The sequence below is a fragment of the Haloarcula pellucida genome (assembly GCF_014647235.1).
GTDB classification, from domain to species: domain Archaea; phylum Halobacteriota; class Halobacteria; order Halobacteriales; family Haloarculaceae; genus Haloarcula; species Haloarcula pellucida.
On sequence record NZ_BMOU01000001.1, the window covers coordinates 603,191 to 626,945 of the forward strand.

The 23,755-nt window shown below is 64.2% G+C and carries 25 protein-coding genes and 2 tRNA genes; 13 read left to right on the forward strand and 14 right to left on the reverse strand.

Annotation, left to right across the window (positions count from 1 at the left end; genetic code table 11):
• Positions 1 to 1,041: a tyrosine--tRNA ligase gene (locus tag IEY28_RS03265; RefSeq protein ID WP_188994484.1), complete on the forward strand. Its 1,041-nt coding sequence runs from the start codon at positions 1 to 3 to the stop codon at positions 1,039 to 1,041.
• A gap of 27 nt (positions 1,042 to 1,068) precedes the next feature.
• On the opposite strand, the gene IEY28_RS03270 is transcribed toward IEY28_RS03265, so the two are convergent.
• Positions 1,069 to 2,703 carry an ammonium transporter gene (locus IEY28_RS03270; RefSeq protein WP_166969568.1) on the reverse strand — a complete coding sequence of 545 codons (1,635 nt, stop codon included), beginning with the start codon at positions 2,701 to 2,703 and terminating at the stop codon, positions 1,069 to 1,071.
• A gap of 318 nt (positions 2,704 to 3,021) precedes the next feature.
• Here IEY28_RS03270 and IEY28_RS03275 point away from each other — a divergent pair, with 318 nt between their 5' ends.
• The 4 genes from IEY28_RS03275 to IEY28_RS03290 all read left to right on the forward strand — a co-directional run bounded on the left by IEY28_RS03275 (position 3,022) and on the right by IEY28_RS03290 (position 6,493).
• Positions 3,022 to 3,681, forward strand: coding sequence for a class I SAM-dependent methyltransferase (locus IEY28_RS03275; RefSeq protein WP_188994485.1), 660 nt, complete (start codon positions 3,022 to 3,024; stop codon positions 3,679 to 3,681).
• Between the two features lie 103 nt (positions 3,682 to 3,784).
• A tRNA-Gly gene (locus IEY28_RS03280) sits at positions 3,785 to 3,855 on the forward strand.
• A 709-nt stretch (positions 3,856 to 4,564) separates the two neighbouring features.
• Positions 4,565 to 5,929 (forward strand): ArnT family glycosyltransferase, encoded by a 1,365-nt coding sequence (locus IEY28_RS03285; RefSeq protein WP_188994486.1) that lies wholly within the window; start codon positions 4,565 to 4,567, stop codon positions 5,927 to 5,929.
• 57 nt (positions 5,930 to 5,986) lie between these two features.
• A complete protein-coding gene (locus IEY28_RS03290) occupies positions 5,987 to 6,493 on the forward strand; it encodes an NUDIX domain-containing protein (protein ID WP_188994487.1) in 507 nt (168 codons plus the stop codon).
• Positions 6,494 to 6,551: 58 nt separating this feature from the next.
• Here the strand turns inward: IEY28_RS03290 and IEY28_RS03295 are convergent, their stop codons facing one another.
• From IEY28_RS03295 to IEY28_RS03305, 3 genes are read right to left on the reverse strand one after another with little or no spacing between them, the layout of a single operon-like run.
• Entirely contained in the window at positions 6,552 to 6,965 is a 414-nt protein-coding gene (locus IEY28_RS03295) for a hypothetical protein (RefSeq protein WP_229783068.1), read from the reverse strand.
• A 56-nt stretch (positions 6,966 to 7,021) separates the two neighbouring features.
• Positions 7,022 to 7,834, reverse strand: coding sequence for an HD domain-containing protein (locus IEY28_RS03300; RefSeq protein WP_188994488.1), 813 nt, complete (start codon positions 7,832 to 7,834; stop codon positions 7,022 to 7,024).
• A gap of 46 nt (positions 7,835 to 7,880) precedes the next feature.
• Positions 7,881 to 8,354: a redoxin domain-containing protein gene (locus IEY28_RS03305; RefSeq protein ID WP_188994489.1), complete on the reverse strand. Its 474-nt coding sequence runs from the start codon at positions 8,352 to 8,354 to the stop codon at positions 7,881 to 7,883.
• A gap of 137 nt (positions 8,355 to 8,491) precedes the next feature.
• Between IEY28_RS03305 and IEY28_RS03310 the strand changes: the two genes are divergently transcribed.
• From IEY28_RS03310 to IEY28_RS03320, 3 genes are all read left to right on the forward strand, one after another.
• Positions 8,492 to 8,728 carry a hypothetical protein gene (locus IEY28_RS03310; protein WP_188994491.1) on the forward strand — a complete coding sequence of 79 codons (237 nt, stop codon included), beginning with the start codon at positions 8,492 to 8,494 and terminating at the stop codon, positions 8,726 to 8,728.
• Between the two features lie 181 nt (positions 8,729 to 8,909).
• Positions 8,910 to 9,158, forward strand: coding sequence for a twin-arginine translocase TatA/TatE family subunit (locus IEY28_RS03315; RefSeq protein ID WP_188995684.1), 249 nt, complete (start codon positions 8,910 to 8,912; stop codon positions 9,156 to 9,158).
• Positions 9,159 to 9,223: 65 nt separating this feature from the next.
• Positions 9,224 to 9,297: transfer RNA gene (locus IEY28_RS03320), tRNA-Arg, on the forward strand.
• A gap of 432 nt (positions 9,298 to 9,729) precedes the next feature.
• Here IEY28_RS03320 and IEY28_RS03325 read toward each other — a convergent pair.
• Positions 9,730 to 10,611: a halocyanin domain-containing protein gene (locus IEY28_RS03325; protein WP_188994493.1), complete on the reverse strand. Its 882-nt coding sequence runs from the start codon at positions 10,609 to 10,611 to the stop codon at positions 9,730 to 9,732.
• A 229-nt stretch (positions 10,612 to 10,840) separates the two neighbouring features.
• Here IEY28_RS03325 and IEY28_RS03330 point away from each other — a divergent pair, with 229 nt between their 5' ends.
• Both IEY28_RS03330 and IEY28_RS03335 read left to right on the forward strand, forming a co-directional pair.
• The gene (locus IEY28_RS03330) at positions 10,841 to 11,203 is read left to right on the forward strand and encodes a winged helix-turn-helix domain-containing protein (RefSeq protein WP_220639370.1); all 363 of its coding nucleotides are present in this window, start codon (positions 10,841 to 10,843) and stop codon (positions 11,201 to 11,203) included.
• The gene (locus IEY28_RS03335) at positions 11,200 to 11,502 is read left to right on the forward strand and encodes a DUF7521 family protein (protein ID WP_166969584.1); all 303 of its coding nucleotides are present in this window, start codon (positions 11,200 to 11,202) and stop codon (positions 11,500 to 11,502) included. Before IEY28_RS03330 ends, IEY28_RS03335 begins: the two co-directional genes overlap by 4 nt.
• Before the next feature lie 25 nt (positions 11,503 to 11,527).
• Here IEY28_RS03335 and IEY28_RS03340 read toward each other — a convergent pair whose 3' ends face one another.
• A complete protein-coding gene (locus IEY28_RS03340) occupies positions 11,528 to 12,073 on the reverse strand; it encodes a halocyanin domain-containing protein (protein WP_188994497.1) in 546 nt (181 codons plus the stop codon).
• 259 nt (positions 12,074 to 12,332) lie between these two features.
• Here IEY28_RS03340 and IEY28_RS03345 point away from each other — a divergent pair, with 259 nt between their 5' ends.
• The gene (locus IEY28_RS03345) at positions 12,333 to 13,859 is read left to right on the forward strand and encodes a cryptochrome/photolyase family protein (RefSeq protein WP_188995686.1); all 1,527 of its coding nucleotides are present in this window, start codon (positions 12,333 to 12,335) and stop codon (positions 13,857 to 13,859) included.
• Here IEY28_RS03345 and IEY28_RS03350 read toward each other — a convergent pair whose 3' ends face one another.
• The 6 genes from IEY28_RS03350 to IEY28_RS03375 all read right to left on the reverse strand — a co-directional run bounded on the left by IEY28_RS03350 (position 13,860) and on the right by IEY28_RS03375 (position 20,634).
• Positions 13,860 to 15,581, reverse strand: a complete 1,722-nt coding sequence (locus tag IEY28_RS03350) for an ABC1 kinase family protein (protein WP_188994499.1) — start codon at positions 15,579 to 15,581, stop codon at positions 13,860 to 13,862.
• A gap of 48 nt (positions 15,582 to 15,629) precedes the next feature.
• Entirely contained in the window at positions 15,630 to 18,257 is a 2,628-nt protein-coding gene (locus IEY28_RS03355; RefSeq protein WP_188994501.1) for a heavy metal translocating P-type ATPase, read from the reverse strand.
• 132 nt (positions 18,258 to 18,389) lie between these two features.
• A complete protein-coding gene (locus tag IEY28_RS03360) occupies positions 18,390 to 18,980 on the reverse strand; it encodes an AsnC family transcriptional regulator (protein WP_188994503.1) in 591 nt (196 codons plus the stop codon).
• 41 nt (positions 18,981 to 19,021) lie between these two features.
• Positions 19,022 to 19,729, reverse strand: a complete 708-nt coding sequence (locus IEY28_RS03365) for a TMEM165/GDT1 family protein (protein WP_188994505.1) — start codon at positions 19,727 to 19,729, stop codon at positions 19,022 to 19,024.
• A complete protein-coding gene (locus tag IEY28_RS03370; protein ID WP_166969596.1) occupies positions 19,726 to 20,418 on the reverse strand; it encodes a metal-dependent transcriptional regulator in 693 nt (230 codons plus the stop codon). The genes IEY28_RS03365 and IEY28_RS03370 overlap by 4 nt, the downstream gene beginning before the upstream one ends.
• A gap of 63 nt (positions 20,419 to 20,481) precedes the next feature.
• Positions 20,482 to 20,634, reverse strand: coding sequence for a hypothetical protein (locus tag IEY28_RS03375; protein ID WP_188994507.1), 153 nt, complete (start codon positions 20,632 to 20,634; stop codon positions 20,482 to 20,484).
• An 86-nt stretch (positions 20,635 to 20,720) separates the two neighbouring features.
• On the opposite strand from IEY28_RS03375, the gene IEY28_RS03380 reads away from it, so the two are divergent.
• A complete protein-coding gene (locus IEY28_RS03380) occupies positions 20,721 to 21,221 on the forward strand; it encodes a metal-dependent hydrolase (RefSeq protein WP_166969600.1) in 501 nt (166 codons plus the stop codon).
• Here the strand turns inward: IEY28_RS03380 and IEY28_RS03385 are convergent.
• Positions 21,218 to 21,466, reverse strand: a complete 249-nt coding sequence (locus IEY28_RS03385; protein ID WP_188994509.1) for an MTH865 family protein — start codon at positions 21,464 to 21,466, stop codon at positions 21,218 to 21,220. The two genes, IEY28_RS03380 and IEY28_RS03385, sit on opposite strands and share 4 nt — an antisense overlap.
• Positions 21,467 to 21,588: 122 nt before the next feature.
• On the opposite strand from IEY28_RS03385, the gene IEY28_RS03390 reads away from it, so the two are divergent.
• The gene (locus tag IEY28_RS03390; protein ID WP_188994511.1) at positions 21,589 to 22,911 is read left to right on the forward strand and encodes a PQQ-dependent sugar dehydrogenase; all 1,323 of its coding nucleotides are present in this window, start codon (positions 21,589 to 21,591) and stop codon (positions 22,909 to 22,911) included.
• A 229-nt stretch (positions 22,912 to 23,140) separates the two neighbouring features.
• On the opposite strand, the gene IEY28_RS03395 is transcribed toward IEY28_RS03390, so the two are convergent.
• Complete coding sequence (locus tag IEY28_RS03395; RefSeq protein ID WP_188994513.1) at positions 23,141 to 23,734, reverse strand: DJ-1/PfpI family protein; 594 nt, start codon at positions 23,732 to 23,734, stop codon at positions 23,141 to 23,143.
• Between the last annotated feature and the right edge of the window lie 21 nt (positions 23,735 to 23,755).

Genomic DNA, 23,755 nt, shown 5'->3' on the forward strand with positions numbered 1-23,755 from the left:
ATGGATACGGCCGACCGACTCGACCTCGTGAGCCGGCACACTCAGGAGGTCGTCACGGAAGACGAGCTCGAGGGACTGTTCGAGGACGGCGACCCGTCGGCGTACATCGGCTACGCGCCAACCGGTGAGATGCACATCGGCCACTTCACGACGATGCGGAAGCTCGCGGACTTCCTGCGGGCCGACGTCGACGTGACGGTGCTCATCGCCGACCTGCACGCCCATCTCGACGACAACAAGAGCCCGTTCGACCTGCTGGACGCCCGCTCTGAGTACTACCGCGTCGCCATCGAGGGCATGATAGACGCCGCCGGCGCCGACCCCGACGACGTCGAGTTCGTCCGGGGAACCGACTTCCAGCTAGACGAGGAGTACACGCTGGAGATGTACCGCATGGCCGCGGAGACGACCATCGCCCGCACCCAGCGCGCGGCCAGCGAAGTCGTCCGCGAGTCCGAGAGCCCGAACCTCGGCGGCCTCATCTACCCCCTGATGCAGACGCTCGACGTGAAGGCCTTAGACGCCGACATCGCCTACGGCGGCGTCGACCAGCGCGGCATCTACATGCTCTCCCGGGAGATTCTCCCCGACCACGGCGGCCACTCGCCGGTCTGTGTCTTCGCGCCGCTCCTGTCGGGTCTCTCGGGCGGCAAGATGAGCGCCTCGGACGCCGCCTCGAAGGTGAACCTCACGGACAGCCCCGACGAGGTCGAGGAGAAGATCGGACAGGCGTACTGTCCGGCCGGCGACGTCGAGGACAACGGCGTGCTGGAGTACCTGAACCACCTCGTCTTCCCGGTACTCGACGTCGAGGGCGAACCGTTCGTCGTCGAACGCCCCGAGGAGTACGGCGGCGACCTGACCTACGAGAGCTACGAGGCCGTCGAGGAGGACTTCGTCAGCGGCGAACTCCACCCCGCCGACCTCAAGCCCGCAGTCGGGACCGCTATCTCCGAGGTCATCGACCCGGTGCGTGAGCGCCTCCTCGACCGGCCCGAATTGCTGGCCGAGGCCTACCCCGAGACGTACGGCGACGAGTAACGAAAATTCGGTGTCTGTGCGCTCGATTCAGACCGCTTCCGGACCGCGGTTGCCGGTACGGACCTGCACTGCGTCGGAGACGGGGACGACGAACACCTTGCCGTCGCCCTTCTCGCCCGTGTGAGCCGCCTCCCGAACCGCTTCGGCGACTTGCTGACCGGGGACGTCGGCGACGACGCACTCGACCTTGACCTTCTGGTGGAGGTCCACGACGTACTCCTCGCCGCGCCACTGCCCCGTCTTCGAGGGTTGGGAGCCCCGACCGGAGACGTTCGTCACGGTCAGTGACGGTGCGCCGACGTCGGTGAGCGCCTCCTTGACCGCGCCGAGTTTCTCGGGACGGACGACGGCCATCACGAGTTCGATGTCGGACGCGTGCCCGCCGTCGGTGCGGACGGCGGAGTCGTTCAGCGTGTCGGGACTGGCGAACTCGGGGTACGTCTCGACTCCGTGGCCGGAGATGTCGAGGCCCTCGCGCTCGCTGTCGGCGTCGACGCGCGCCCAGCCGAGTGCTGTCGTGACGGTGAACAGCGCGTACGTGGCGGCGACACTGACACTCCCGATGACGACGACGCCCAGCGCCTGCACGGCGATTTGGCCGGGATCGAAGCCGACCGTCGAGACGTACGGGAGCGGGTACAGCACGATACCGAGGATACCGGCAGAGCCGTGTACGGGGAACACGGCACAGACGTCGTCTATCTGGAGGCGTTTCTCGACGACGTCGAAGACGACGGGCAGTTGCGCACCAGCGAGGGTACCGAGGAACAGCGCACCGGCCCACGTCAGTACGTTCGCGGCCCCGGTGACGCCGACGAGACCGGCGAGCATCCCGTTGGCGAGGTAGAGCGTGTCGACCTTGCCGGTCTTGTACCACGCGACGACGCCGGCCGAGAGACCACCGGCGACCATCCCGAGCGACGTCGCGATGGCGACGCGGCCGGCGGCCGCAAAGGAGCCGAGCGAAATCTCGCCGCCGTTTGGCGAGAACACCGTCGCCGCCGTCCCGACGTTAAAGCCGTACCACCCGAACGCGAGGATGAGCGTCCCCAGCACCGCCAGCGTGACGGAGTGGCCGGGGATGACGTTCGCGCTCCCGTCCTCGTTGTAGCGACCCAGTCGCGGCCCGAGGACGTAGGCGGCGGTCAGACCGGAGAGGCCCCCCATCCCGTGGATGACCATCCCGCCGGCGAACTCGGTGAAGCCGAGTTGTGCGAGTAGCCCACCCTTCCACGTCAGACCGACGGCGATCGGATAGACGAGGGCCGTGATAAACGCGGTGTAGATGACGTACATCCGGGGCCGACAGCGACCGGCGACGCCACCGGAGACGATGTTCGCCGCGGCGATGGCGAACATCCCGCCCATCAGCCAGTTCACCGACGTGGTCAGGTCCCCACCGATGTAGCCAAACAGCGTCGGAACGTCGGCCCCGGTCGCGACTGCGACGCCGCGGGCGACGGCCTCACCGGCGACGAAGAACACCAACAGCCCGACACACAGTGTGATGAGACTCTGTGTCAACTGGTTCGAGACGTTCTTGGCACGGACCTGCCCGGCCTCCAACATCGCGAACCCAGCCTTCATGAAGAAGATGAGAAACGACGCGATGAGGACCCACAGCAGGTTCACGCCCGTGGCCAGCGTCTCGACACTCACCATGGGTCTGCCCCCATTTGTGACTGTTCGTCTGAAACGAGTCTGTTTCTTCGTCCGTTTGTCAACGTATTTCGCATCACCCGGTGGGTTGGAAGACTCCTATTTGAATCTCACCTAAACAATGACCGATTAGTGCGGGTGAAAAACACCGTACGTCCAATATAGTGCACAGTATAATGAGTATAAGGTCAGCATCCGTCCAGAATATTCGGCAAAATCCAATCCCTCTTGGACGGATATTTATGTAATCGAGCATATAGTTGTGCTGTACAGGCGGTGCGCGGTCGAAACGGGTAAGCCGTCGTTCACACTGGCTTGCATATGGACGACCGTTCCCGCGTGGGCGTTCGCCGAACGTACGAGCGAATCGGCGACCACTTCTCGAAGACTCGCGAGTTCGCGTGGCCGGAGGTCGAGTCGTTCGTCGACGACGCCGACGGGGCTGGGACGGCGCTCGACGTAGGGTGTGGCAACGGCCGGCACGCAGAACTACTGGCCGACGTCGCCGACCGGGTCCTCGGCCTCGACGCCAGCCGGACGCTGCTCTGTGAAGCACAGGACCGTATCGGACCCCGCGTCTCCCTGTTGCAAGGCGACGCCACGCGACTCCCGCTCCGTGCCGACAGCGTGGACCTCGCCATCTACGTCGCGACGCTGCATCACCTCCCGACGGCCGCCGACCGCCGTGCCAGTCTCGACGAACTCGCCCGCGTCCTCCGCCCCGACGGCCGAGCGCTCGTCAGCGCGTGGAGCACTGCCCACGACCGCTTCGACGCGCCCGCCGACGCCGAGACGGGGTTCGACACGACAGTCGACTGGACGCTCCCCGGCGGGGAGACGGTGCCACGCTTCTATCACATCTACGCGCCGGCGGAGTTCGAACGCGACGTCGCCGCAAGCGGCCTGACCCGCCGCTCGATGGAGTTATCGAGCGGGAACTGCTACGCCGTGGTCGAACCAGAAAGGAAAGTTCCTTATTGACCTTCCCTCTATCAGTGCATACGTTCGCGCACCAGTGCCGTAGTACGTGCGGCGGTGGTGAACACATCCGCGGGGTTTGCGAACGACGACGCGACCGAAGTGAGCGGCGGTGGTCTAGTGGTAGGACCTGAGCCTTCCAAGCTCATGGCCCGGGTTCAAATCCCGGCCGCCGCACTTTTCCGACGAACAAACCGTGAGTCGGAACTGCGGACTTGCGGGATTTGAACCCTCTAAGTCGCAGTGCGCGCAGTGAAACAGTCCAGTCTGGCGAAGCCATGGTAGTCGAAGCGGGTATCCGCCAACAGGGGACATACGAACTGAGCGTTGAGGGCAACGGTATGAGTATTACCGGGTCGGTGACATTCGGAGAATATCATATCGAATACGGTCGAAACTTTCGTGTCGAAGTCCGCCCTGATAGTATTTCTATCGGCGTATATCAGTAAGACGGCTACTGTTTCGTCTCTATTGATCGATATGGGTCACTGATTATAGACCAGAGCGAGCGAATGAACTGTTAGAACGTCACTGCGTATTGACAATCGGAGTTTCTACCGATTCAGAAAGCTGTTCTGATAGCCGTGCAAGACATGGGGCGCATATCTCGCACAGACTCAGCTCCTAATCGAACAAACCGGTCCGGTCAGTACAGGGTTGTAGTTGATACTGTGGACGGAAATAATATGTACTCAGTCAATTATCGCATTAACTAGATTAATATATAAACCACAAGTGTTAGTAACCTACTCAATTAACACCGCTAGAAGTGGTTGAATACAGACGATTTTTATATACTATTCCAGGAGTATTGTCTGCGATTTTAATCTCCGTAGTGTATATCTCAACCCACAAAACAGGTCAGTATCCGGCTCTGTTCTGGGCAATGGCAGAGTCAATTTCTTCAAACGGTTATGTGCCTCCAAAAACAATTCCATACTTCACTTCAAACGGGATTCCGTTTGGCTATTCGCCACTTGGGTTTTATTTACTTGCAATCGGTGTTGATGTATCAGGGTTATCTTACAGATATGCCTCATTTGCCTTGCGGCTTCTCTGGTTTACTCTCAGTCCGCTCGCTATCTACCTATTCGTGAGACAACTATCGACAAGACGAGCAGCGGCCTTAGCGTCGGTGCTGGTGACTATTTCTCTACCTGTTTTTAGATGGCATCTAGGTCACGGAGGAGTCATCCGTGGTCTTGCGTTTTGCCTATCTTTTGTGACGCTCGCACTCGCGTTAAAATCTTTTCAGACAGAGTCCGCCAAACTTCAAATCGGAGCTGGTGTTGCCTTTGGACTTACTGTCCTGACCCATCCAGTCTATGCAGTATTCGCTGGCTTTGGAACAGTGGGTCTCTGGGTTGGTAGTGACAGATCAATTGACGGCTTCAGATGTGGTGGCAATATTGCTACTATCGGCTTTCTCATTTCGGCACCATGGATACTGTGGGTTACATTCACTCACGGCGTTGATATTTTTTTATATGCCTCAGGAACTCATGGGGGGTTATTCGAAGTTCACCACCATCTCTACGCAGTAATATCGCTGCCAACACACGGACTCATCGAGAAACTGCTATGGTACCTCGGTATTCTTTGCCTCGGTATTTTATTCTACGAGTATCGCTTCCACGTGGTTGCTCTCTTCGTGGCGACTGCAGTCTTCTTAGGAGGGACAATCCGATTCACGTTTTCTCTGCTGTTAATATCTATAGCGATTGTGGTTATCGATTTCCTTCCGAACTGGGTCAGTCAAATCGATATAGACCAATTGTCGCTCAGACGGCGAAGTGCTGCGATCGTAAGTGTCGGCTTGGTTTTTGCCGCGGCTTTCGCCGGAGTCGGAGCTGCCCAATCGTTACCACACGATTCGTTTTCCGATGCAGATAGAGATGCCGCCAAATGGGCCAAAACTGAGACTGCCAGTGATGCAACATTCATAGTTCAAGGCGCTGAAGAAGAGTTCCCTTTTTTCGCTAAACGCACGAGTTTGGTCGTGCCCTGGGGTGCAGAGTGGGATGGCCCCGGCGCGTACCAACACCACTTAGAAATGCTGGAATCAGTGTATAGTTGCTCAAACACAACCTGTTTCAGCAAATTGACCGCGGAAAACGACCTCGACCCAGATTATCTATACCTTCAGCGACACCTGGTGACTGAAAGCTCTTTCAGTGAATCTGAGAAATATACTGCTGAATATCAAAATGAGCAGATACTGATTGTGTCTGTCAAGAGTAGGGAATCTTAACTCGACTGTTCGATAGTAGATCCCGTTTTTGAGTTTGTCTGGCCCACTCAAGAATTTATGACTGCATCCGACGCAGCGCCCACGACCGGCCCGATTTACGACGCCGAATCGCTACGCGACCGCGACGACGTCACGTTCCACGAGGAGACGGATACCGTCGACGCAGCCACGGTCGACCAACTCGAGAAGATGGACGACATGGCGCCAGTCGGGGTCCGCAACGGCGACGGCGAGACGCTGGTGATGCAGGTCACCGAGACGTGTGACTGGAAGATTCCGTCGGCGAGCGTCGGCCCGAACGAGGACTTCGCGGCGACCGCTCGAGAGTGGATCGAGACGAACGCTGGGTACGCCGTCGAACTCACCGCCGTCGAGGGCGTCTGGCACTACGAGGCTCACAGCGCAGACGGTGACCGGACTGCAGAACGGTACTTCGTCGTCTTCGCGGCGTCGCTACAAAACGACCAGTCGAGTGGCGACGGGGACGCAGAGGGGACCGAGTGGCTCACCGAACTGCCGGCCGACGTCGTCGCAGTGCCGGGGACCGATCTGTTCTTCGAGTAAGCCGGTGTGTCCGTCGCTCGACACACCGATCTGAACGTGAGAAACGAGCGAGCGACGGTTACGGTTCGACGCGCTCCCAGGTGTCGGAGGTCAGCGTCGCGTCGGGGTTCTCCGGCAGCGAGACTGTCAGTCTGTCGTCCGTCTCGACGCAGACGAGGTCGACCCGGTTCCGTTCGCTGTGGTTGCGAGTGGGGTAGGTAAACGGGCGGTCGCGCCGTGGCAGGTCGCCGATACGGGGACATTCGGGTGGCTCTACGGCCCGGTCGGCGAGGCCGTCGATGTGGACCCGAGACTGTGGACGGTCACCGCCGCGGTCGTCGCCCCACGAGAGCAGTCGGTCCCCACCCGGAAGACTGCGGAGGAACCCACGGGCCCGAAGCCGAAACCGCTGGACGAGGCCGGGGTCGTCCTCCACCTCTGGGAGCGCACCGGTGTGGTCACCCTTTGGCTCGTCCATGGGTGTGAGACTCATACACAGAGGTACGGCGGCGGGCTACAAAACGGTTGTGTCAGATACAGGTTTGCGTCTCAGAGCTCGATGCGTTCGACGATCCGGTTGCCGTCCTCGCGGGAGTTCAACGCGACGATGCGGATGTGTTCTTCGAGGCCGGAGTCGTTCAACTTCGCCTTCAGGAGGTTGTCGACCTGATAGACGCCCGCCGCGTTGTTCATCTCGATTTCGACCAGCACGGGGTAGTCCTCGCCGCTGCTGAGTGTCACCGTCTCGATGGCCTGACTGGAGACGGTGTTGATGCCGCGGCCGCCCCGTTCGTAGGGGATGCGCGAGCGACCACGCTCCATGTCCAGCGCGTCGGCGACTCTGACGACGCCGGCTTCCAGCGTCAGCGGGATCTCCTCGGTGTGGTGACAGAGAATGGCATGGAGCACTTCGCCTTTCACCCGAACCAGTTCGTTCACGTCGTAGAACTCCGTTAGCAGTCTGTCCAGCAGGTCCGCGGCGAGCGGTATCGAGTAGTACGGGTGTTCGTCGCGGTGGACGACGTGTCCGATGTCGTGAAGCGTCGCGGCGAAGGCGATGATGACGGCCTCGTCGGCCTCGTCTAGGTCGTGGTCGTCGGCACCGTTGAACTCGACACCACCCTGTTTGAGCAGGTCGTAGAGACACAGCGCCCGGTTGCGGACGATGTCGATGTGTTTCTTTCCGTGGTCGTTGTACCGCTTTCGCATGACCGGGTTGACGTTTTGGGCGTGGAGGTACGCCTGTACCTCGTCGTCGCTCGCCAACAGTTCGAGGACGGCGTTGACCCGTTCGTCCGGAAACGCGTGGTCACGGCTGGGGTCGTAGATACGCCCGGCGGCAGCACCCTCTGTCTCGCTCATAGATACGACAAGGCGTGCCAGCGAGAAAAAGGCCGCCCCCGTTCGATCAGGTCGCCCGCACTGCATCGAGGACGTCGTCGTAGTTCGGTTCGACTCCGGGGTCGTCCGTCGCCCACGCGTAGGTTATCCGTCGCCCGTCGTCGACGACGAACACGGAGCGTTTCGCCAGGTCGTAGACGCCGAGTCCCTCGAAGTCCATCGAGACGTCGTACGCGTCGATTATCGCTCGCTCGTTGTCGCTGACGAGAGCGAAACCGAGGCCGAGTTGGTCGCGGAAGGCGTTCTGTGCGAACGGCGTGTCGATGCTGACGCCGTAGACCGTCGCGCTCGCGTCGACCAGTTCGTCCCGACGCTCGTCGAACGCTTCCAGTTCGTCGCCACAGACGCTCGTGAACGCGCCGGGAAAGAACGCGAGGACGACAGGGCCGTCGGCGACGGCATCTGACAGCGACAGTTCACCGATGCCACCGTTGGCGAGCGGTGCGGTGAAATCGGGCGCCTCGTCACCGACTGTAAGCATGGCCGTGGCTTTCGCCTCCTGTCTGAAATCCTTTGTGACCGTTTTGCCGTCCCTGATGCCTCTACTAGCGACTATCCGACACCTATCCGATCAGTTCGACGGTTCGTTTTAACACCCCGGGACCCGTCTCCCCGGATATGCCCGACACGATGGAGGTCTATACCGGAATCGAAGTGACCGTCGAACACGTCGAGTCGCTGTCCTCCGGCGGCGCTCGCTTCGACATCACCGCCGAGGACGGCCGGAAGTGGCGTATCGACCTGACTCGTGACGGTGAGACAGACGTCGTGACGACGTGGCGCGACGGCACCCTCGCCGATGTCGCCGTCCCCGAGTGGGTAGACGACGTTACGGCACGCTTAGCCCAGCAGTAGGTCCCTGTTTCGAACCCACCTGCTATCCAGTCGCTGTTCGCGTCGGAGTGAATTCCATGCTCGAAGCGTGAAAAGGCCTATAACGCGGTATCACGCGCCGACGATGAGCAAAAAGACTATAATAGCAACCACGTAAACTTCGGTTACAATGTCAGGGACATTCGTACCACTGTTCCCGGGGATGCCGGGCACGACGGAGATGATGGTCATCCTCCTCATCGCCGTCCTCCTCTTCGGGGCGAACAAGATTCCGAAACTCGCACGCTCGACCGGTGAGGCGATGGGTGAGTTCCAGAAAGGGCGGACAGAGGTCGAACAGGAACTCGAAGAGATGAAACAGGGCGGTACTGACGCCAGCGCTGGCGAGACGGCCGACGCCAGCACGGACACCTCGAGTACCGAGGAGACGGCGACCGAGTCGAACAACTAAGCCCCGGATTTTCCTCTTTCGTCCGAACGAAATCGTTTTCCAGCAGTCACGCCACCGTCCGGGCAGGGCGTGTGGCCTAGTGGACGAGGGCGAGGGGTTCCTAACCCCTAGAGCGCGGGTTCGAATCCCGCCACGCCCGTTCTGCGAGGAGCGGGGGCGACGAGCGAACGGGCACGGAGTTCGAGCCCTGCAAGTCGCAGCGCCGAGCGAAGCGAGGCGACCGTCTTGCTCCGGTTCGAATCCCGTCACGCCCGTGCAGCGACCGCAGGGAGCGAACCGGCATGGCAGGATTCTAATCAGGGAACGAGAGGTGAGCGAGCATCGCGAGCGAACGGGAGTGACCGTGGTTCGAATCCCGCCACGCCCGTTCTGCGAGGAGCGGGGGCGACGAGCGAACGGGCACTGGATTCGGATCACGCAAACGCGAACGGAGTGAGCGGTTGCCTCGGGTTCGAATCCCGCCGTGCCGGTTCGCTCGCTGCGTTCACTGCACGCCCGTTCTGCGAGGAGCGGAGGCGAGGGACGCGGACTCGGAGAGGGGAAGTATGGGACGGTACCGCGGCGTGGTCGTTTACTCGACGACGACAGCGCCCCGCATCCCGAGTGCCTTGTGCGGCAGACAGGCGTAGAGATACTGTCCCGGGTCGTCGAACGTGTGTTCGAACGTCGTGCTGGGTTCGCTCGCCACGTCGCCGGAACTGACGTCGGTGTTCTCGAACACCACGTTGTGAGCGCCGCCGTCCCCGGTCCACTCCCAGCGGACGGTCGACCCGGCGTCGATTCGCACGACGGGCGGGTCGAACGCGAAGGCGCCGCCGTTGCCCTCGGCGCCGACGGTGACCGCGGCGGTGTCGCTGCCGGTACGGTCGGCGACGGTCCCCTCGAAGTTGCCGGCCTCGGCTACCCACTCGTCGACTGCCTCGTAGCCCGTCGTCGGCACCTCGCGGACGATGACGGCGCCTTTCATCCCCGCTTCGCTGTGAGGTTCACAGACGAAGGGGTACTCGCCCGTCTCTTCGAAGATGAAGTGGTAGCCAGTGCCCGACTGGGCGTTCGTGCGGCCGCTGTCGAACGTCCCGTCGAGGGCGACGACGTTGTGCTGGCCGCCGTGACCGGTCCAGTCCCACCGGACGAAGGTCATCGGCGTCACTTCGATGACCGGTGGGTCGAACGCCCAGCCACGGTCCGTCTCGTGGCCGACGGAGATCGTCGGCCGGGACCCCCGTCCGAACGTTCGGGGGTCCCCGTCGTAGCCGTTGGCGTCCGCGAGCCACTCTTCGAGGGAGTCAGGGGGCGTCAGTTCGGCTGTCTCGGTCGACGCGGTGACTGTACCGTCGGCCGCGTCTCCGACGGCCTGTGTCGTCTCACCGGTCGAGAGACAACCGGCGGTCGCGGCGAGTCCGGTCAGTGCTGTACTCGCGAGGAACCGTCTGCGGGTGGAGGGCCGTTCCATTGCGTGTCCCGCTACGCGAGGGCGACCCGAAAACCGTGGGCGTGCTTTCCAGAATCTGGAAATCAACGGGCACCCTTTATCTGATGGTCGTTTATCACCGACCGGACGGGACCCGCCGACCCGACCGTCACGTTGAATGCCGCTCCGTGGGAAAGCCACCGAGAGTCGCCGTCACGAAACCGAGCGTACCACTCCATCCGCCCCACTGTCGCCCACAGGAGGTCCCCCCGTGTCAGGAGACGACCCGCCCGACCAGCAGGCCACGTTCGAGGCGTTGGCCGACCCGGACTGTCGCGACATCCTCGCGACGCTCGACGAACCGCTCTCCGCGAAACGAGTGGCCGACGCCTGTGAACTCCCACTGACGAGTACGTACCGAAAGCTCGAACAGTTGAGCGACGCCGCACTCGTTTCCGAAGAGACGGACATCCGGTCCGACGGCCACCACGAGACGACGTACGTCCGGGACTGTACCGGGGTGTTCGTCGCTCTCGACGGGAGAGACTCGTTCGACGTCGACGTCTTGCGGGACCGCGAGACGCCGGACGAGCGGTTAGCGCGCCTCTGGTCCCGCGTCAGTGAGGAACTATGAACGGACAGATACCACTCGTCGTCCTCGGGTTCAAGACAGTCACGCTGCTACTGGGCGGTCTCATCACCTACTTCGCCGCCAAGGCGGCGGTGAAGTCCCGGTCGCGGGGGCTGACGTATCTCGCCGTCGGGTTCGGGACGGTCACGTCCGGGTCGTTGCTGGCCGGCGTGGCCGATCAGGTCTTTGGCTTCGATACCCAGACGGCGCTGGTGTTCGAGAACGCGCTGACGATGGTGGGGTTCGCCGTCGTCGCGTACTCGCTGTACGTCGCGGGGCGGTCGTCACTGGGCGGTCGGTGAAAACGGAGACCCGAGTCGGAAACCGTTACTCGACGATAATGGCGCCCTTCATGCCGAGGCTCTTGTGTGGTTGACAGTAGTAGAGATAGACGCCAGCGGACTCGAAGGTGTGCTGGAAGTCGTTGCCGGACTCGGTGACGAGGTCGCTCTCGAACTCGCCTTCCTCGTGGACGACGTTGTGGGAGCCACCCTCGCCGGTCCAGGACCAGTTGACGTCCGTTCCGGCGTCGATGCGGACCGCCGCGGGGGCGAAGGCGTAGGCGCCGCCGTTGCCCTCGGCACCGACTGTCACTTCGACGTTCCCGGTCCCGGTCTCGTCCGCGACGGTACCGTCGAAGTTCCCGACGTCGGAGAGGTAGTCGCTCACGTCGGACGGGACGTCACCGCCGCTCCCGCCTTCGGTGTCCGTCGGCGTACTGTCGGCCGTCTCGGTGCCACCGCTGTCGCCGCCGGACTCGCCATCCGACCCACCGCTGTCGCCGCCGGACCCGCCACAGCCAGCGAGGAGTCCGGCGCCCGACACGGCCGCGGTGCTCTGGATGAACGTCCGCCGATCGAGGTGGTCTGTCATGCGCCCGAATTTCGAGTTCCAGACACTAAAGGTAGTCGCTTCGACGACAACAGAATAGACGATCATGTGGGTCCGAGAGTCTGAAATTCGGCAGTTCCGGTGGTAGATAAAACGGCCGCGCCGAACGAGTTCGTTACAGAAACTTGACTCTTCTGCGTATCGGTGATCTCGGGATCAAGTACTCGATACCGACACAGTTTGGACGGGGGTTCATTCCGGTGGCTGTCGTGTGTCCCGGTATGCGAGTGAGGTGGCTGTCGTGACGGTCTGGCTCAGAGCCGACCATCTGGTTCGGCGGCGGGGGCCGCTGGCGCGTCGACCGGACGAGCGTGTCCTCCTCGTCGAAGCCGAGTCGTTCGCTCGAAAACTGCCGTATCACCCACACAAACTGACGCTGGTGTTCGCCGCGTTGCGGCACTTCAGAGACGACCTCCGCGCCGAGGGACGGACTGTCGACTACCGACAGGTAGACACGTTCGAGGAAGGACTCACCGCCCACTTCGAGGGCCGTCCGGACGACACGCTGGTGACGACGATGCCGCAGGCGCCCGGCGCACGCGAGCGCATCGAGCGCATCGTCGCCGACGCGGGCGGCGCCGTCGAGTTCGTCCCGGACGAGCGGTTTCTCTGTTCACCCGGCCAGTTCGATACGTGGGCCAGTGACGGCCGCTACCGTCACGAGGAGTTCTACCGGTTCATGCGCCGGTCGACGGGGTACCTGATGGACGACGGCGACCCGGTCGGCGGCGAGTGGAACTACGACGACCAGAACCGCGAGACACCGCCTGACGACTGGACCCCGGCGGACCCACCCACCTTCGAACGGGACGAGACCACCGAGGCCGTCGCCGAGTGGGTCCGAGAGACGTTCGACGGTAGCTACGACGACCCGCCGTACGGCGGCGACTGGGCCGACCCCGAGTCGTTCTGCTGGCCGGTGACCCGACGGCAGGCGGTTCGTGCGCTGGACCACTTCGTCACCCACCGCCTCACCGATTTCGGGCCGTATCAGGACGCGATGCGCGGCGACGAGTGGGCCATGAGTCACAGTCTCCTGTCGACGTCGCTGAACCTCGGCCTGCTCCTTCCAGACGAGGTAGTCGAACGATCGATAGCCGCCTACGAAGGCGGCGAGGCCCCGCTCAACAGCGTCGAAGGGTTCGTGCGACAGGTCCTCGGTTGGCGAGAGTTTCTCCGGCACGTCTACCGTCGGGAGATGCCCGCGCTGGCCGACGCGAACCAACTCGGCGCGACCGAGGACGTGCCCGAGTTCTACTGGACGGGCGAGACAGACATGGCCTGCCTCTCTGACGTGGTCGATGGCGTCCGGGCCCGTGGGTACTCCCACCACATCGAGCGCCTGATGGTTCTCGCCAATTTCGGGCTCATCTACGGCGTGGAACCGGCGCAACTGAACCGCTGGTTCCACGCTGGCTACGTCGACGCCTTCCACTGGGTGACGACGCCCAACGTCGTCGAGATGGGCCTCTACGGGGCGGGCGTCTTCGCGACGAAACCGTACGCCGCCTCGGCGAACTACCTCGACGAGATGAGCGACTACTGCTCGGGGTGTCCGTACGACGAGACGAAGACCACCGGCGAGGGTGCGTGTCCGTTCAACGCGCTCTACTGGGACTTTCTGGATCGGAACGAGGACGCGCTGCGCTCGAACCACCGGATGGGACTGCTGTACACCCACGTCGACAACACGGACGAGGAGGAGTGGACCGAGATACGAGCGCGGGCCGACGAGATTCGACGGCTGGCCCGCTCGGGCGACCTCTGATTACTCCTCGCGCCGCCGTCGCATCTCGTGGCGCGTGAACTGCGGCGTCGTGAACGCGGGCCGCCGCTGTCGGCGGAACGACCACGCCAGTAGCCCGAGCGTGGCGGCCGATCCGCCGAGCGCGAGCGCGGTGGACGGGAGCGTCGCATCGACGTAGAAGAACGCCGCCACCGGGACGCCGGCGGCGGCGACCATCCCGAGCAAGAGCCGTCTGGCCATCTGCCGGGCGAGGCCGTCGCTGTCTTTCAGTATCGTCTCCAGCACCAACTCGCCACGGCTCGCCGTGTCAAGCGCCGCCTCCGCCTTCGGGGCCGTCGTCACGAGCGACCGGCCCGCCCGACTCATCGTCGCTTGCACCTCCTCGCGGATGGCTTTGCCAGCGTCGGCCGCACCCTGTTGCATCACGTACTCGGTGATTATCTCGATGAAGTCGAAGTCGGGGTCGAGCGTGCGACAGACGCCTTCGAGTACAGTCGTCACGCGGACGACCAGCGCGAGGTCCTGCGGGAGTCGCATCGGGAACTCGTACAGTTGGTCTTCGAACTGGCCGACGAGCTGTTCGATTCGGTACTCGCTGATGTCCTCGCCGCGGAACTGCTCGATGACGATCTCGAACGCCTCGCGCATCACCTCGCGGTCGGCCATCGGGTCGAGCGCCCCCATCGCCACGAACGCGTCCATCACCCGGTCGACGTCGTCAGTCGCCAGTCCGACGTAGAACTCCATCAACTGGTCGCGCGTCTGTGGCCCGAGTCGCCCCGTCATCCCGAAGTCATAGAAGACGAGAGTCCCGTCGGGTTGGACCGCCAGATTGCCGGGGTGCGGGTCGGCGTGGAAGCGCCCGTCCTCGACGATCATCTGGATGTACACCTCTTCGAGGCGCTGGACGAGCTCAGCCCGGTCGATACCCAGCTCGTCGATCCGTGCCACGTCGTCTATTTTCACCCCGTCGACGTACTCCATCGTCACCACGCGGCCCGTCGTGTGACTCTCTATCACGTCCGGGATGGCGACGCCCTCGTCGTTGGCGAAACTGGCACCGATCTCTCGGAGCATCCGGGCCTCGTGTGCGTAGTCCATCTCGCGGCGGATGGTCGCCGAGAACTCCGCTGTGAGGTTCTCCAGCGTGAACGCCTGTCCGGGGCCCGCGCCCGAGGTCAAAATCGGCGTCAGCGCGGCCAGCACACGCAGGTCCGACTCGACGCGCTCGCGGATGCCGGGCCGCAGCACCTTCACGGCGACTCGCTGGCCGTCGAGTTCTGCCTCGTACACCTGTCCGAGCGACGCGCCGCTGATGGGCGAGGTGTCGAACGCCCCGAACCGATCGTCGACGGCGCCGTCGAGTTCCCGTTCGAGCAGCGGTTCGATGTCGGCCCACGGGTCCGGCGGCACTTTGTCCTGTAGTTCCGAGAGCACCTCGATGTACTCGGCCGGCAGTGCGTCGGGCCGCGTCGAGAGCATCTGTCCGAGTTTGATGAACGCCGGCCCGAGGTCCACGAACGTCTGTTTCAGTTTTCGCGCCCGCCGAGTCCGGTCGTCGCTGGAGACCGAGCGCGAGCGGCCGAACAACAGGAACCGTTTTCGGTCGCGGGCCCACGCGAGGACGAAGGGGACGAACTGCCAGCCGACGACGAGGGCGCGCCACAGCGCCCGCAGACGGACGCCCAGTCCCGTCGGCCGTTTGTCCGCTCCCGACCGGTCGGCGCGCTGTGAATCGCTCACTGGCCTCCACTCGGGTCTCGTGCCAGATTAGTGTACTGGAACCCCCGGTCAGGGCCGGAAGAAGCCCAGCAGTTCGTAGTCGTCGTCAGGGGTGTAGCGCCTGAACGCGAGGCTGTTGGCCAGCACCGACACCGAGGAGGCGGCCATCGCCGCCGCCGCGAGCGCCGGTTGGAGCAGACCCAGCGAGGCCAGCGGAATCATCACGGTGTTGTACCCCAGTGCCCAGAAGAGGTTCTGCTTGATCTTCTGGAGCGTCGCCTCGGAGATGCGGATGGCCTTCAGCACGTCCGCGGGGTCATCACGGAGCAGGGTCACGTCGGCCGCTTCGATGGCCACGTCGGTGCCAGAGCCGATCGCACACCCGACCGTGGCCGTCGCGAGCGCCGGGGCGTCGTTGACGCCGTCGCCGACCATCATCGCCCGCTTCCCGCCAGACTGGATGTCTTCGACGGCTTCGGCCTTGTCCTCTGGCAGCACCTCCGCGCGGACGTTCTCGGGGTCGATGCCGACCTCTTCGGCGACGGCGCGAGCGGTGCGCTCGTTGTCACCCGTAATCATCCAGACGTCGGTCCCGCGTTCGCGGAGGCCGGAAACGGCGTCGGCGGCGCTCTCCTTGACGGTGTCCGCGTCGGCGACGACGCCGGCGAGGCGGAATCCCGAGTCCGTGTCGTCGACAGCGACCAACATAGCCGTCTTCCCCTCGCGTTCGAGGGCGTCCATCTGCTCCTCGGCGGGCGAGGTGTCCACACCGTTGTCTTCGAGCAGTTTCCGGTTGCCGACCAGCACCTCGCCGTGGGGCGTCGTCGCCCGCACGCCGTGACCCGGGACGTTCTCGAAGTCCTCGGCGTTCGGGACGTCGATACCGCGTTCCCGAGCACCTTCGACGATGGCCTGTGCGAGGGGGTGTTCGCTCCCGCTCTCGGCGCTGGCGGCCAGTTCGAGGACGTACGCCTCGGTGAGTTCGGGGGCCTCACGGAGTTCGCCCCCGTCGGCGGCAGTCTGCTCGCCACCGTCCGCGGCCGCTTCGACTACTTCCACGTCGGTCAGTTCCATCTCGCCCTCGGTCAGCGTCCCCGTCTTGTCGAAGACGACGGTGTCGATGTCGCGGACCTGTTCCAGCACGTCGCCACCCTTGAACAGGACGCCGTTGCGGGCGCCGATGGTGGTCCCGACCATCGTCGCGGCGGGCGTCGCCAGCCCCAGCGCACAGGGGCAGGCGATGAGGACCGCCGACGCGAAGACGACGACGGCGAACTCGGTGACGCCCACGGTGGCGGGACCGCCGGCCGCCAGTCCCCACACCGGCAACCCGCCCACGAAACTCGCCAGCGTGTCGGGCGCGACGACCCAGAGAGCCCCCCACAGCAACGCGTTGGCGATGACGGCCGGGACGAAGTACGCCGAGATGCGGTCGGCGACGTTCTGAATCTCCGGCTGGCGGGACTGGGCCTGTTTGACGCGCTCGACGATCTGCTGGAGCGCCGTCTCGGACCCGACCTTCGTCGCCTCGACTTCGAGGACGCCGTTCTGGTTCACCGTCGCGCCGATGACCTCGTCGCCCTCGCCCTTCTCGACGGGGACGGACTCGCCGGTGACCATCGACTCGTCGACGGCCGAATCACCGTCGACGACGACGCCGTCCGTCGGTATCTTCTCGCCCGGGCGGACCTTCAGGCGGTCGCCGACCTCGACTTCGTCCAGCGGAATCTCCTCCTCGGAGCCGTCCTCGCGGACGACGGTGGCCGTGTCCGCCTCCATCTCCAGCAGTTGACGGATGGCCGCGCCGGCCTGACTCTTCGAGCGGGCTTCGAGGTAGTTCCCCAGCGTGATGAACACGAGGATGAACGCCGCCGTGTCGAAGTACAGGCCGGTACTGGCGATGACGTCCAGCAGGGCGACGACGGAGTAGCCGTACGCCGTCGAGGAGCCGAGTGCGATGAGCACGTCCATGTTGGCGCGCTTGTTCCGGACGAGCGCCTTGTACGCGTTCTCGTAGAACGGCTTGCCGAGCGCTATCTGGACAGGCGTCGCGAGCGCGAACTGGACCCAGCCCAGCGGAACGCCGAACAGCGTCGACTCGAACAGCCCCAGCGAGAGCAGGTGGTCGGCCATGAAGACGAGGAGCGGCAGCGAGAGGGCCGCGCCGAACAGCGTCAGTCGGAGTTGCTTTTTCACCTCGGCGTCGCGGGCGGCGTCGCGGCGGTCCGTCGAGGACTGTTCGCCCCCGCCGCCGCCACCCTCGCCGCTCGTCTCGTCCTCTCGAACCGGCGTGTACCCCGCCGACTCGATGGCGTCGTAGAGGTCCGACAGCGACGCCGCCGACGGGAGGTAGGTCACCTGCGCCTCGTCGGTGGCGTAGTTCACGTCGGCGGCGACGACGCCCTCGGTGCGTTCCAGCGCCTCGGCGTTCGTCTCGGCGCAGTTCGCACACGACATGTCGGTGATGGCGACGCTCACCGTCTCCGTGACGACGCCGTAGCCCGCGTCCTCGACGGCCGCCACCACGTCGCCCAGCGACACCACGTCGGGGTCGTAGGTGACGCTCCCCTCGTCGGTGGCGTAGTTCGCGTCGACGGACTCGACGCCGTCTAACTCGGCGACGCGCTCCTCGATGGTCGCCGAGCAGTTCGCACAACTCATCCCCGTCAGTTCGAGGCGGACTGTCCGTTCGGTCATCTCGCCTAGTAGTACGGGATACTCGTTGATGCGGTTTGTCCTTGTGAAACGAATCCGAATGCGCCTTTGAAATTTCGATTCGAAATTGGAAGCAGGGCGAGACCTTCACAACTGGTGCCGCCGTGTGCTGACTTACGCTCCCTCTTTGAGTGACTCGTAGTGGTCGACGAACCGCGACTCGCAGGACCCACAGCAGAAGTAGTAGCTGTCGCCGTCGAGGACAGTGCGCTCGCCCTCCTCGTCGACGGTGTTGCCACACTCGGCGCACTCCGGCGCGAACTCGGCGGTGCCCAGCCCCGGCGTCCACTCGCTGTCGGCGACGAGTCGCACCTCGTAGCTGTCGACGTCGTTCAGGTCGACGTGGGCGTCGAGCAGGTCGCTGACTTCGGCCTGCGGAACCGTCGCCGTCACCGTCACTCTGCCATCAGCAGTCCGAAACACGTGTTCGACGGCGTCTGCGTCGGCGAGTCCGTCTCGGACCGCGGCCGCACGGCCCGGTTCGGCGTCGATCTCGACGAGGACGGGGACGCCAGCGCGGAGCAGCGAGCGGTCGAGGTCGAGCGTGAATCCGCGGACGATGCCCATCTCCTGGAGGCGGTCGACCCGGTCGGAGACGGCCGGGGCCGAGAGACCGACCTCCTCTGCGATGTCGCTGAACGGACGCCGTGCGTCTTCGAGCAGGAGTCTGACGATGCCACGGTCGGTGTCGTCGAGTCCGCGCATACCCGAACTCGTCGGGCCTGCCTAATGAGTGTCCCCGTCGGTCAGAAGGGAAGGGCACCGGCCATACCGGACACGAGCGTCTCCCAGACCGAGACGCCAAAGAGGACGTTCACGGCGAAGTCCCCGGCGAAGAAGAGGAACAGCGCCGCCCCGGCGAAGTGGGCCTTCCGAACGTCGAACGTGTGGGAGAAGCGGTAGAAGAACAGGGCGTTGGCGATACTGACGGGGATGATGGCGAGCATCTCGCCGGTCCAGATAGCGGTCGGGAAGGCGGCGTACTGGGCGGCCAAGGAGATGGTGACGAGTTGGGTCTTATCGCCGAACTCGCCGAAGGCCATCATCGCGAAGATAGGGAGGAACCCGCCCATCTTGTTCGGCACCTGCCAGTCGGCGACCGGAACGCGCACGTCGAGTTCGCCGCCGTCGGTCAGGACGCCGCTGGCCGGTTCTCGCTCGGGGGCGTCCGACGCCGGGGCGGTTCCGACCAACAATACGGCGAAGGCGAGGAACAGGACCGCCGTCATGGCGTCTAAGTAGGCGCCGGGGAGCATGGTCGTCACCGTCTGCCCGAGCCAGATTTCGACCACGGTCCAACCAGCAAAGGCCGTGCCGGCGGCCGCGACGACCATATACGGACTGAAGCGGGTCGACAGGCCGGCGATGATGAACTGCACCTTCTCGCCGGGGAGAACCGCAAGTTGGGCCCCGGCGGCGACGAAGACGACGGTCAGCCACGTCGCCTCGCTCACACCTTGCTCACCTCGTCGGCGACGGAGTCGTCGGGGGTCCGGACCTGAATCGCGTCTGCGATGTGGTCCGGGAGCGCGACGCTCTCACCGCTGTCGAGACGGACCGTCACCATCCCGATCGGTGCGACCTCCTCGACGACGAGGTCGGTCCCGGGCGTGATGCCGGCCTCGTCGAGATACGTCAGTTCGTCGGAATCGCGGTCGCGGACGCGAGCGACCTCCAGCCGTGCGCCCTCGCCGTGGTCTGCGAGTGCCGACGCCGAGTGGTCGTCGATGGGTTCGAGTTCGTCGTTGGGAATCGGGTCGCCGTGCGGATCGACGGTCGGTTCGTCTAGCGCGGCGGCGACGCGGCGCTCGAACTCCTCGCTGATGTGGTGTTCGAGGATCTCGGCCTCCTCGTGGACCTCCGACCAGTCGTAGCCCAGTTCCTCGGTGAGGAACGTCTCCAACAGGCGATGGTGGCGGATGACCTCCAGTGCGACCGTCTCGCCCTCGGGGGTGAGCGTGACACCTTTGTACTTCTCTCGCTCGACGAGTTCACGGTCTTCGAGTTTCTCTACCATGCTCGTCGCTGTCGGCGGCGTCACGTCCAGCGTCTCGGCGATGGTCGACGTGGCGACCGGCGGCTCGCCCTCTCGTTCGAGCCGATATATCGCCTTGAGGTAATCTTCCATCTTCGCGCTCAGCATGGGAAGAATTAGACGAGTCTAATGCAAAAGCGTGGCGGTGCTAAACTGCGGCGCTCACCGCTCTCACTCGTCGTCGGCCGTGTACGTCTCGCGTCGCGACCGGGTCAGCAGCCACAGGAAGAGATAGCCGATGGCGCCGAGGACGAACAGCGTCGCCGGGATGAGGAAGGGGCCGAACGTCTCGACGAGCAGGTCCAGTCCCGGCGTCACGAACATACGCGGCCTTTGGCAGCGCCCCACATAAACCGCAAGGATACCGGGACACGCCAGCTACAAGCCACTGGAGACCCAGAGAGCCAGCCATGTATCGACCGGGCCACTACGGTGCCGCCTTGCTCGTGTACGCGCCGCTCGGCCTCGCACTCCTCCTCGTCGACGCACCGGGCCTCGCCGTCGCCGGCGGGGCGCTCTCGCTCGCTCTCGCGCCCGTCCCGGACTACGACCAGCGCGTGCCGTTCGTCAGCCACCGCGGGGTGACCCACACGTTGCTGTTCGCCGCCGTCGTGGGCCTCGCGCTCGGCGGCGCCGGGTGGCTGGTCGGGTCCGCGAACGGCGTCGGAACGGCGACGCGACTGGCGGCGTTCGGTGTCGTCGTCGGCCTGACCGGTATCGTCTCACACCTGCTCGCGGACGTCGTCACTCCGGCCGGCATCGCGCCGTTCTGGCCACTCTCGGGGAAGAATTACACGCTGGGGCTGACTCGGGCGGACAACACGCTCGCGAACTACCTCCTCCTCGCACTGGGCGTGTTCGCCGTCGCGTTCGTCGTCGCCGTCGCTCGCCCGTCGCTGCTGACGGTTTAGATGAGGTCTTGGGCTTCGAGGGAATCCATCACGTCGTCGACGAAGTCGTCGACGCTCTCGTAGGGGAACTCCCCGTCGAGTTTGGTGTTGAGTTCCATCGCACTCATCGAAAAGTCGCCAGACTCGAACTTCGTGGACGGACCGTTCGGCAGGGCCGGCACGAGGTCCATCGGGCTGGCAATCGGGTAGTCTGCGTCTTCGAACGCCTCGGTGAACTGGTCGCGGAGGTCCGCTTTGTCAACCATGATTCGTCTTGACCATAGCGTGAGCCGTTTCATAAAGGGTTCGACATCGGTACACTTCCCCGCTGTTCTAAGTTTATCCGATGCCGGCGAATATTCTTGCGTGTGGCACCCGCCAACACAGTATGGACGATTCGACGCGGCGGCGCTTCCTCAAAGCGGGCGGTATCGCACTCACGGCACTCTCCGGGTGTGTAGACGGCGGTTCCGGGAGCGGACAGGCGACGGAGACGGCGACCAGTGACCCCTCGATCGACTCGCTCGAACTCGGAGCCGAGGCTGTGTCGACGGGATTCACCTCACCGCTCGACGTGGTCGTACCGCGGGCCGAGGAGTACTGGGTCGTCGACCAAGCCGGCCAAGTGTACGTCGTCGACGGCCCCGACGCCGACCCACAGGTCGCACTGGACGTCACCGACCGGATGGTGAGCGTGAGCGGGTACGACGAACGCGGGTTGTTGGGACTGGCGTTCCATCCCGACTACGACGGAGCCGGTCGGGCGTACCTCCGGTACAGTGCCCCACGCCGGGACGGAACGCCCGAGAACTACTCGCACACGTTCGTCCTCTCGGAGTTCGCGGTCGATTCGGGCACCATCGACCCCGACAGCGAACGGACGGTACTGGAGATTCCGGAACCGCAGGGCAACCACAACGCGGGCGCCGTGACGTTCGGCCCCGACGGCTACCTCTACGTCGCCGTCGGTGACGGCGGGGCCGGCAACGACCAAGGGCAGGGCCACGTCGAGGACTGGTACGACGCCGTCGACGGGGGCAACGGACAGGACGTCACCGAGAACCTGTTGGGCAGTATCCTCCGCATCGACGTGGATAGCGAGGGCGAGGACGGTCGACCCTACGCCATTCCGTCCGGGAACCCGTTGGTCGATAAGGACGGCTTACCCGAACAGTTCGCGTGGGGGTTCCGGAACCCGTGGCGGTTCTCCTTCGGTCCGGACGGACGCTTCTTCGTCGCGGACGTCGGCCAGTCGAAGTGGGAGGAGGTCAGCGTCGTCGAACGCGGCGGCAACTACGGGTGGAACGTCCGGGAAGGTGCCAACTGCTTCCGGGTCGAGGACTGCCCGACGGAGACGCCCGACGGTGCCCCTCTTCGGGACCCCATCGTCCAGTACCCGCACGAGGGGGGTGACGTCTCCGGCATCTCGGTCATCGGGGGGTACCTCTACGACGGAGCGGACATTCCGGCCCTGCAAGGGCGGTACGTGTTCGCCGACTGGCGGGCCCGAGGCGATCTGTTCGTCGCGACGGACCGCGGCGACGACCGCTGGCCGGTCAGGGCAGTCCCGGTCGAGGGCGACGGACTCGGGTCGAACGTCCTCTCGTTCGGCCGGACGACGGCCGGCGAACTACTCGTCTGTACCACGGACAAACGAGGCGTCTCCGGCGAGACCGGGGCCGTCCACCGTCTTCGGCCGGCCACAGGTTGAGGAAGGGCCGTCTCGTCACACTGGCTTCGGTCCGCCACGTCGGACCGCTATCGGTTCGCCTCGATTCGCCGTCCTCGACCCCCTCCGAGCAGGAGGTAGAGTATCGCTGGGAGGGCAACCCCGGCCAGCACGAACAGGCCGAGAAGTGCGGTGTTTGCGACCATTGCACTCTAACGTTGGATGGTGTGCTATACAAATATTGTCCTGCTAACCATTTCCGAACGGTCGGTCAGTCGTCGGCGGCCACGGCCGCGTCGCCGTGACTGACCTCGTCGCCGAGCACGGTCATGAACTCGCTCAACCACTCGGGGTGGTCGGGCCACGCCTGCCCGGTGACGAGGTTCCGGTCGCGGGTGACGCCGTCGACCCACGAACACCCGGCGGCCTCACACTCGGCCCGGCAGGCCGGATACGCCGTCATCTCGTAGCCGTCTAGGACCCCGGCGGCGGCGAGTATCTGCGGGCCGTGACAGAGCGCCGCGACCGGTTTGTCGGCCTCGAAGAAGTGCTGGACCGCCTCGATAACCTCGTCGTGGGTCCGGAGGTACTCCGGTGCCCGTCCGCCGGGGACGACGAGAGCGTCGTAGTCGCTCGGGGTTACGTCGGCCATCGTCGCGTTCAGTTCGAAGTTGTGCCCCCGCGACTCCATGTACGTCTGGTCGCCCCGGAAGTCGTGGATGGCCGTCTTGATAGTGTCGCCCGATTCCTTGTCCGGACAGACGGCGTCGACGCTGTGGCCCACGGTCAGGAGGGTCTGGTACGGGACCATTATCTCGTAGTCTTCGCCGAAGTCACCGACTATCATCAGGATGTCTTTGCTCATCGGTAGCACCGGCCGATGGTA

Coding starts and splice junctions, on each gene's coding strand:
- IEY28_RS03275 (WP_188994485.1), top strand. CDS start 3,022: ATGGACGACCGTTCCCGCGTGGGCGTTCGCCGAACGTACGAGCGAATC.
- IEY28_RS03285 (WP_188994486.1), top strand. CDS start 4,565: ATGGCAGAGTCAATTTCTTCAAACGGTTATGTGCCTCCAAAAACAATT.
- IEY28_RS03390 (WP_188994511.1), top strand. CDS start 21,589: ATGGACGATTCGACGCGGCGGCGCTTCCTCAAAGCGGGCGGTATCGCA.
- IEY28_RS03370 (WP_166969596.1), bottom strand. CDS start 20,418: ATGCTGAGCGCGAAGATGGAAGATTACCTCAAGGCGATATATCGGCTC.
- IEY28_RS03385 (WP_188994509.1), bottom strand. CDS start 21,466: ATGGTTGACAAAGCGGACCTCCGCGACCAGTTCACCGAGGCGTTCGAA.
- IEY28_RS03265 (WP_188994484.1), top strand. CDS start 1: ATGGATACGGCCGACCGACTCGACCTCGTGAGCCGGCACACTCAGGAG.
- IEY28_RS03395 (WP_188994513.1), bottom strand. CDS start 23,734: ATGAGCAAAGACATCCTGATGATAGTCGGTGACTTCGGCGAAGACTAC.
- IEY28_RS03270 (WP_166969568.1), bottom strand. CDS start 2,703: ATGGTGAGTGTCGAGACGCTGGCCACGGGCGTGAACCTGCTGTGGGTC.
- IEY28_RS03375 (WP_188994507.1), bottom strand. CDS start 20,634: ATGTTCGTGACGCCGGGACTGGACCTGCTCGTCGAGACGTTCGGCCCC.
- IEY28_RS03300 (WP_188994488.1), bottom strand. CDS start 7,834: ATGAGCGAGACAGAGGGTGCTGCCGCCGGGCGTATCTACGACCCCAGC.
- IEY28_RS03295 (WP_229783068.1), bottom strand. CDS start 6,965: ATGAGTCTCACACCCATGGACGAGCCAAAGGGTGACCACACCGGTGCG.
- IEY28_RS03355 (WP_188994501.1), bottom strand. CDS start 18,257: ATGACCGAACGGACAGTCCGCCTCGAACTGACGGGGATGAGTTGTGCG.
- IEY28_RS03360 (WP_188994503.1), bottom strand. CDS start 18,980: ATGCGCGGACTCGACGACACCGACCGTGGCATCGTCAGACTCCTGCTC.
- IEY28_RS03340 (WP_188994497.1), bottom strand. CDS start 12,073: ATGACAGACCACCTCGATCGGCGGACGTTCATCCAGAGCACCGCGGCC.
- IEY28_RS03310 (WP_188994491.1), top strand. CDS start 8,492: ATGCCCGACACGATGGAGGTCTATACCGGAATCGAAGTGACCGTCGAA.
- IEY28_RS03325 (WP_188994493.1), bottom strand. CDS start 10,611: ATGGAACGGCCCTCCACCCGCAGACGGTTCCTCGCGAGTACAGCACTG.
- IEY28_RS03305 (WP_188994489.1), bottom strand. CDS start 8,354: ATGCTTACAGTCGGTGACGAGGCGCCCGATTTCACCGCACCGCTCGCC.
- IEY28_RS03290 (WP_188994487.1), top strand. CDS start 5,987: ATGACTGCATCCGACGCAGCGCCCACGACCGGCCCGATTTACGACGCC.
- IEY28_RS03380 (WP_166969600.1), top strand. CDS start 20,721: ATGTATCGACCGGGCCACTACGGTGCCGCCTTGCTCGTGTACGCGCCG.
- IEY28_RS03315 (WP_188995684.1), top strand. CDS start 8,910: ATGCCGGGCACGACGGAGATGATGGTCATCCTCCTCATCGCCGTCCTC.
- IEY28_RS03335 (WP_166969584.1), top strand. CDS start 11,200: ATGAACGGACAGATACCACTCGTCGTCCTCGGGTTCAAGACAGTCACG.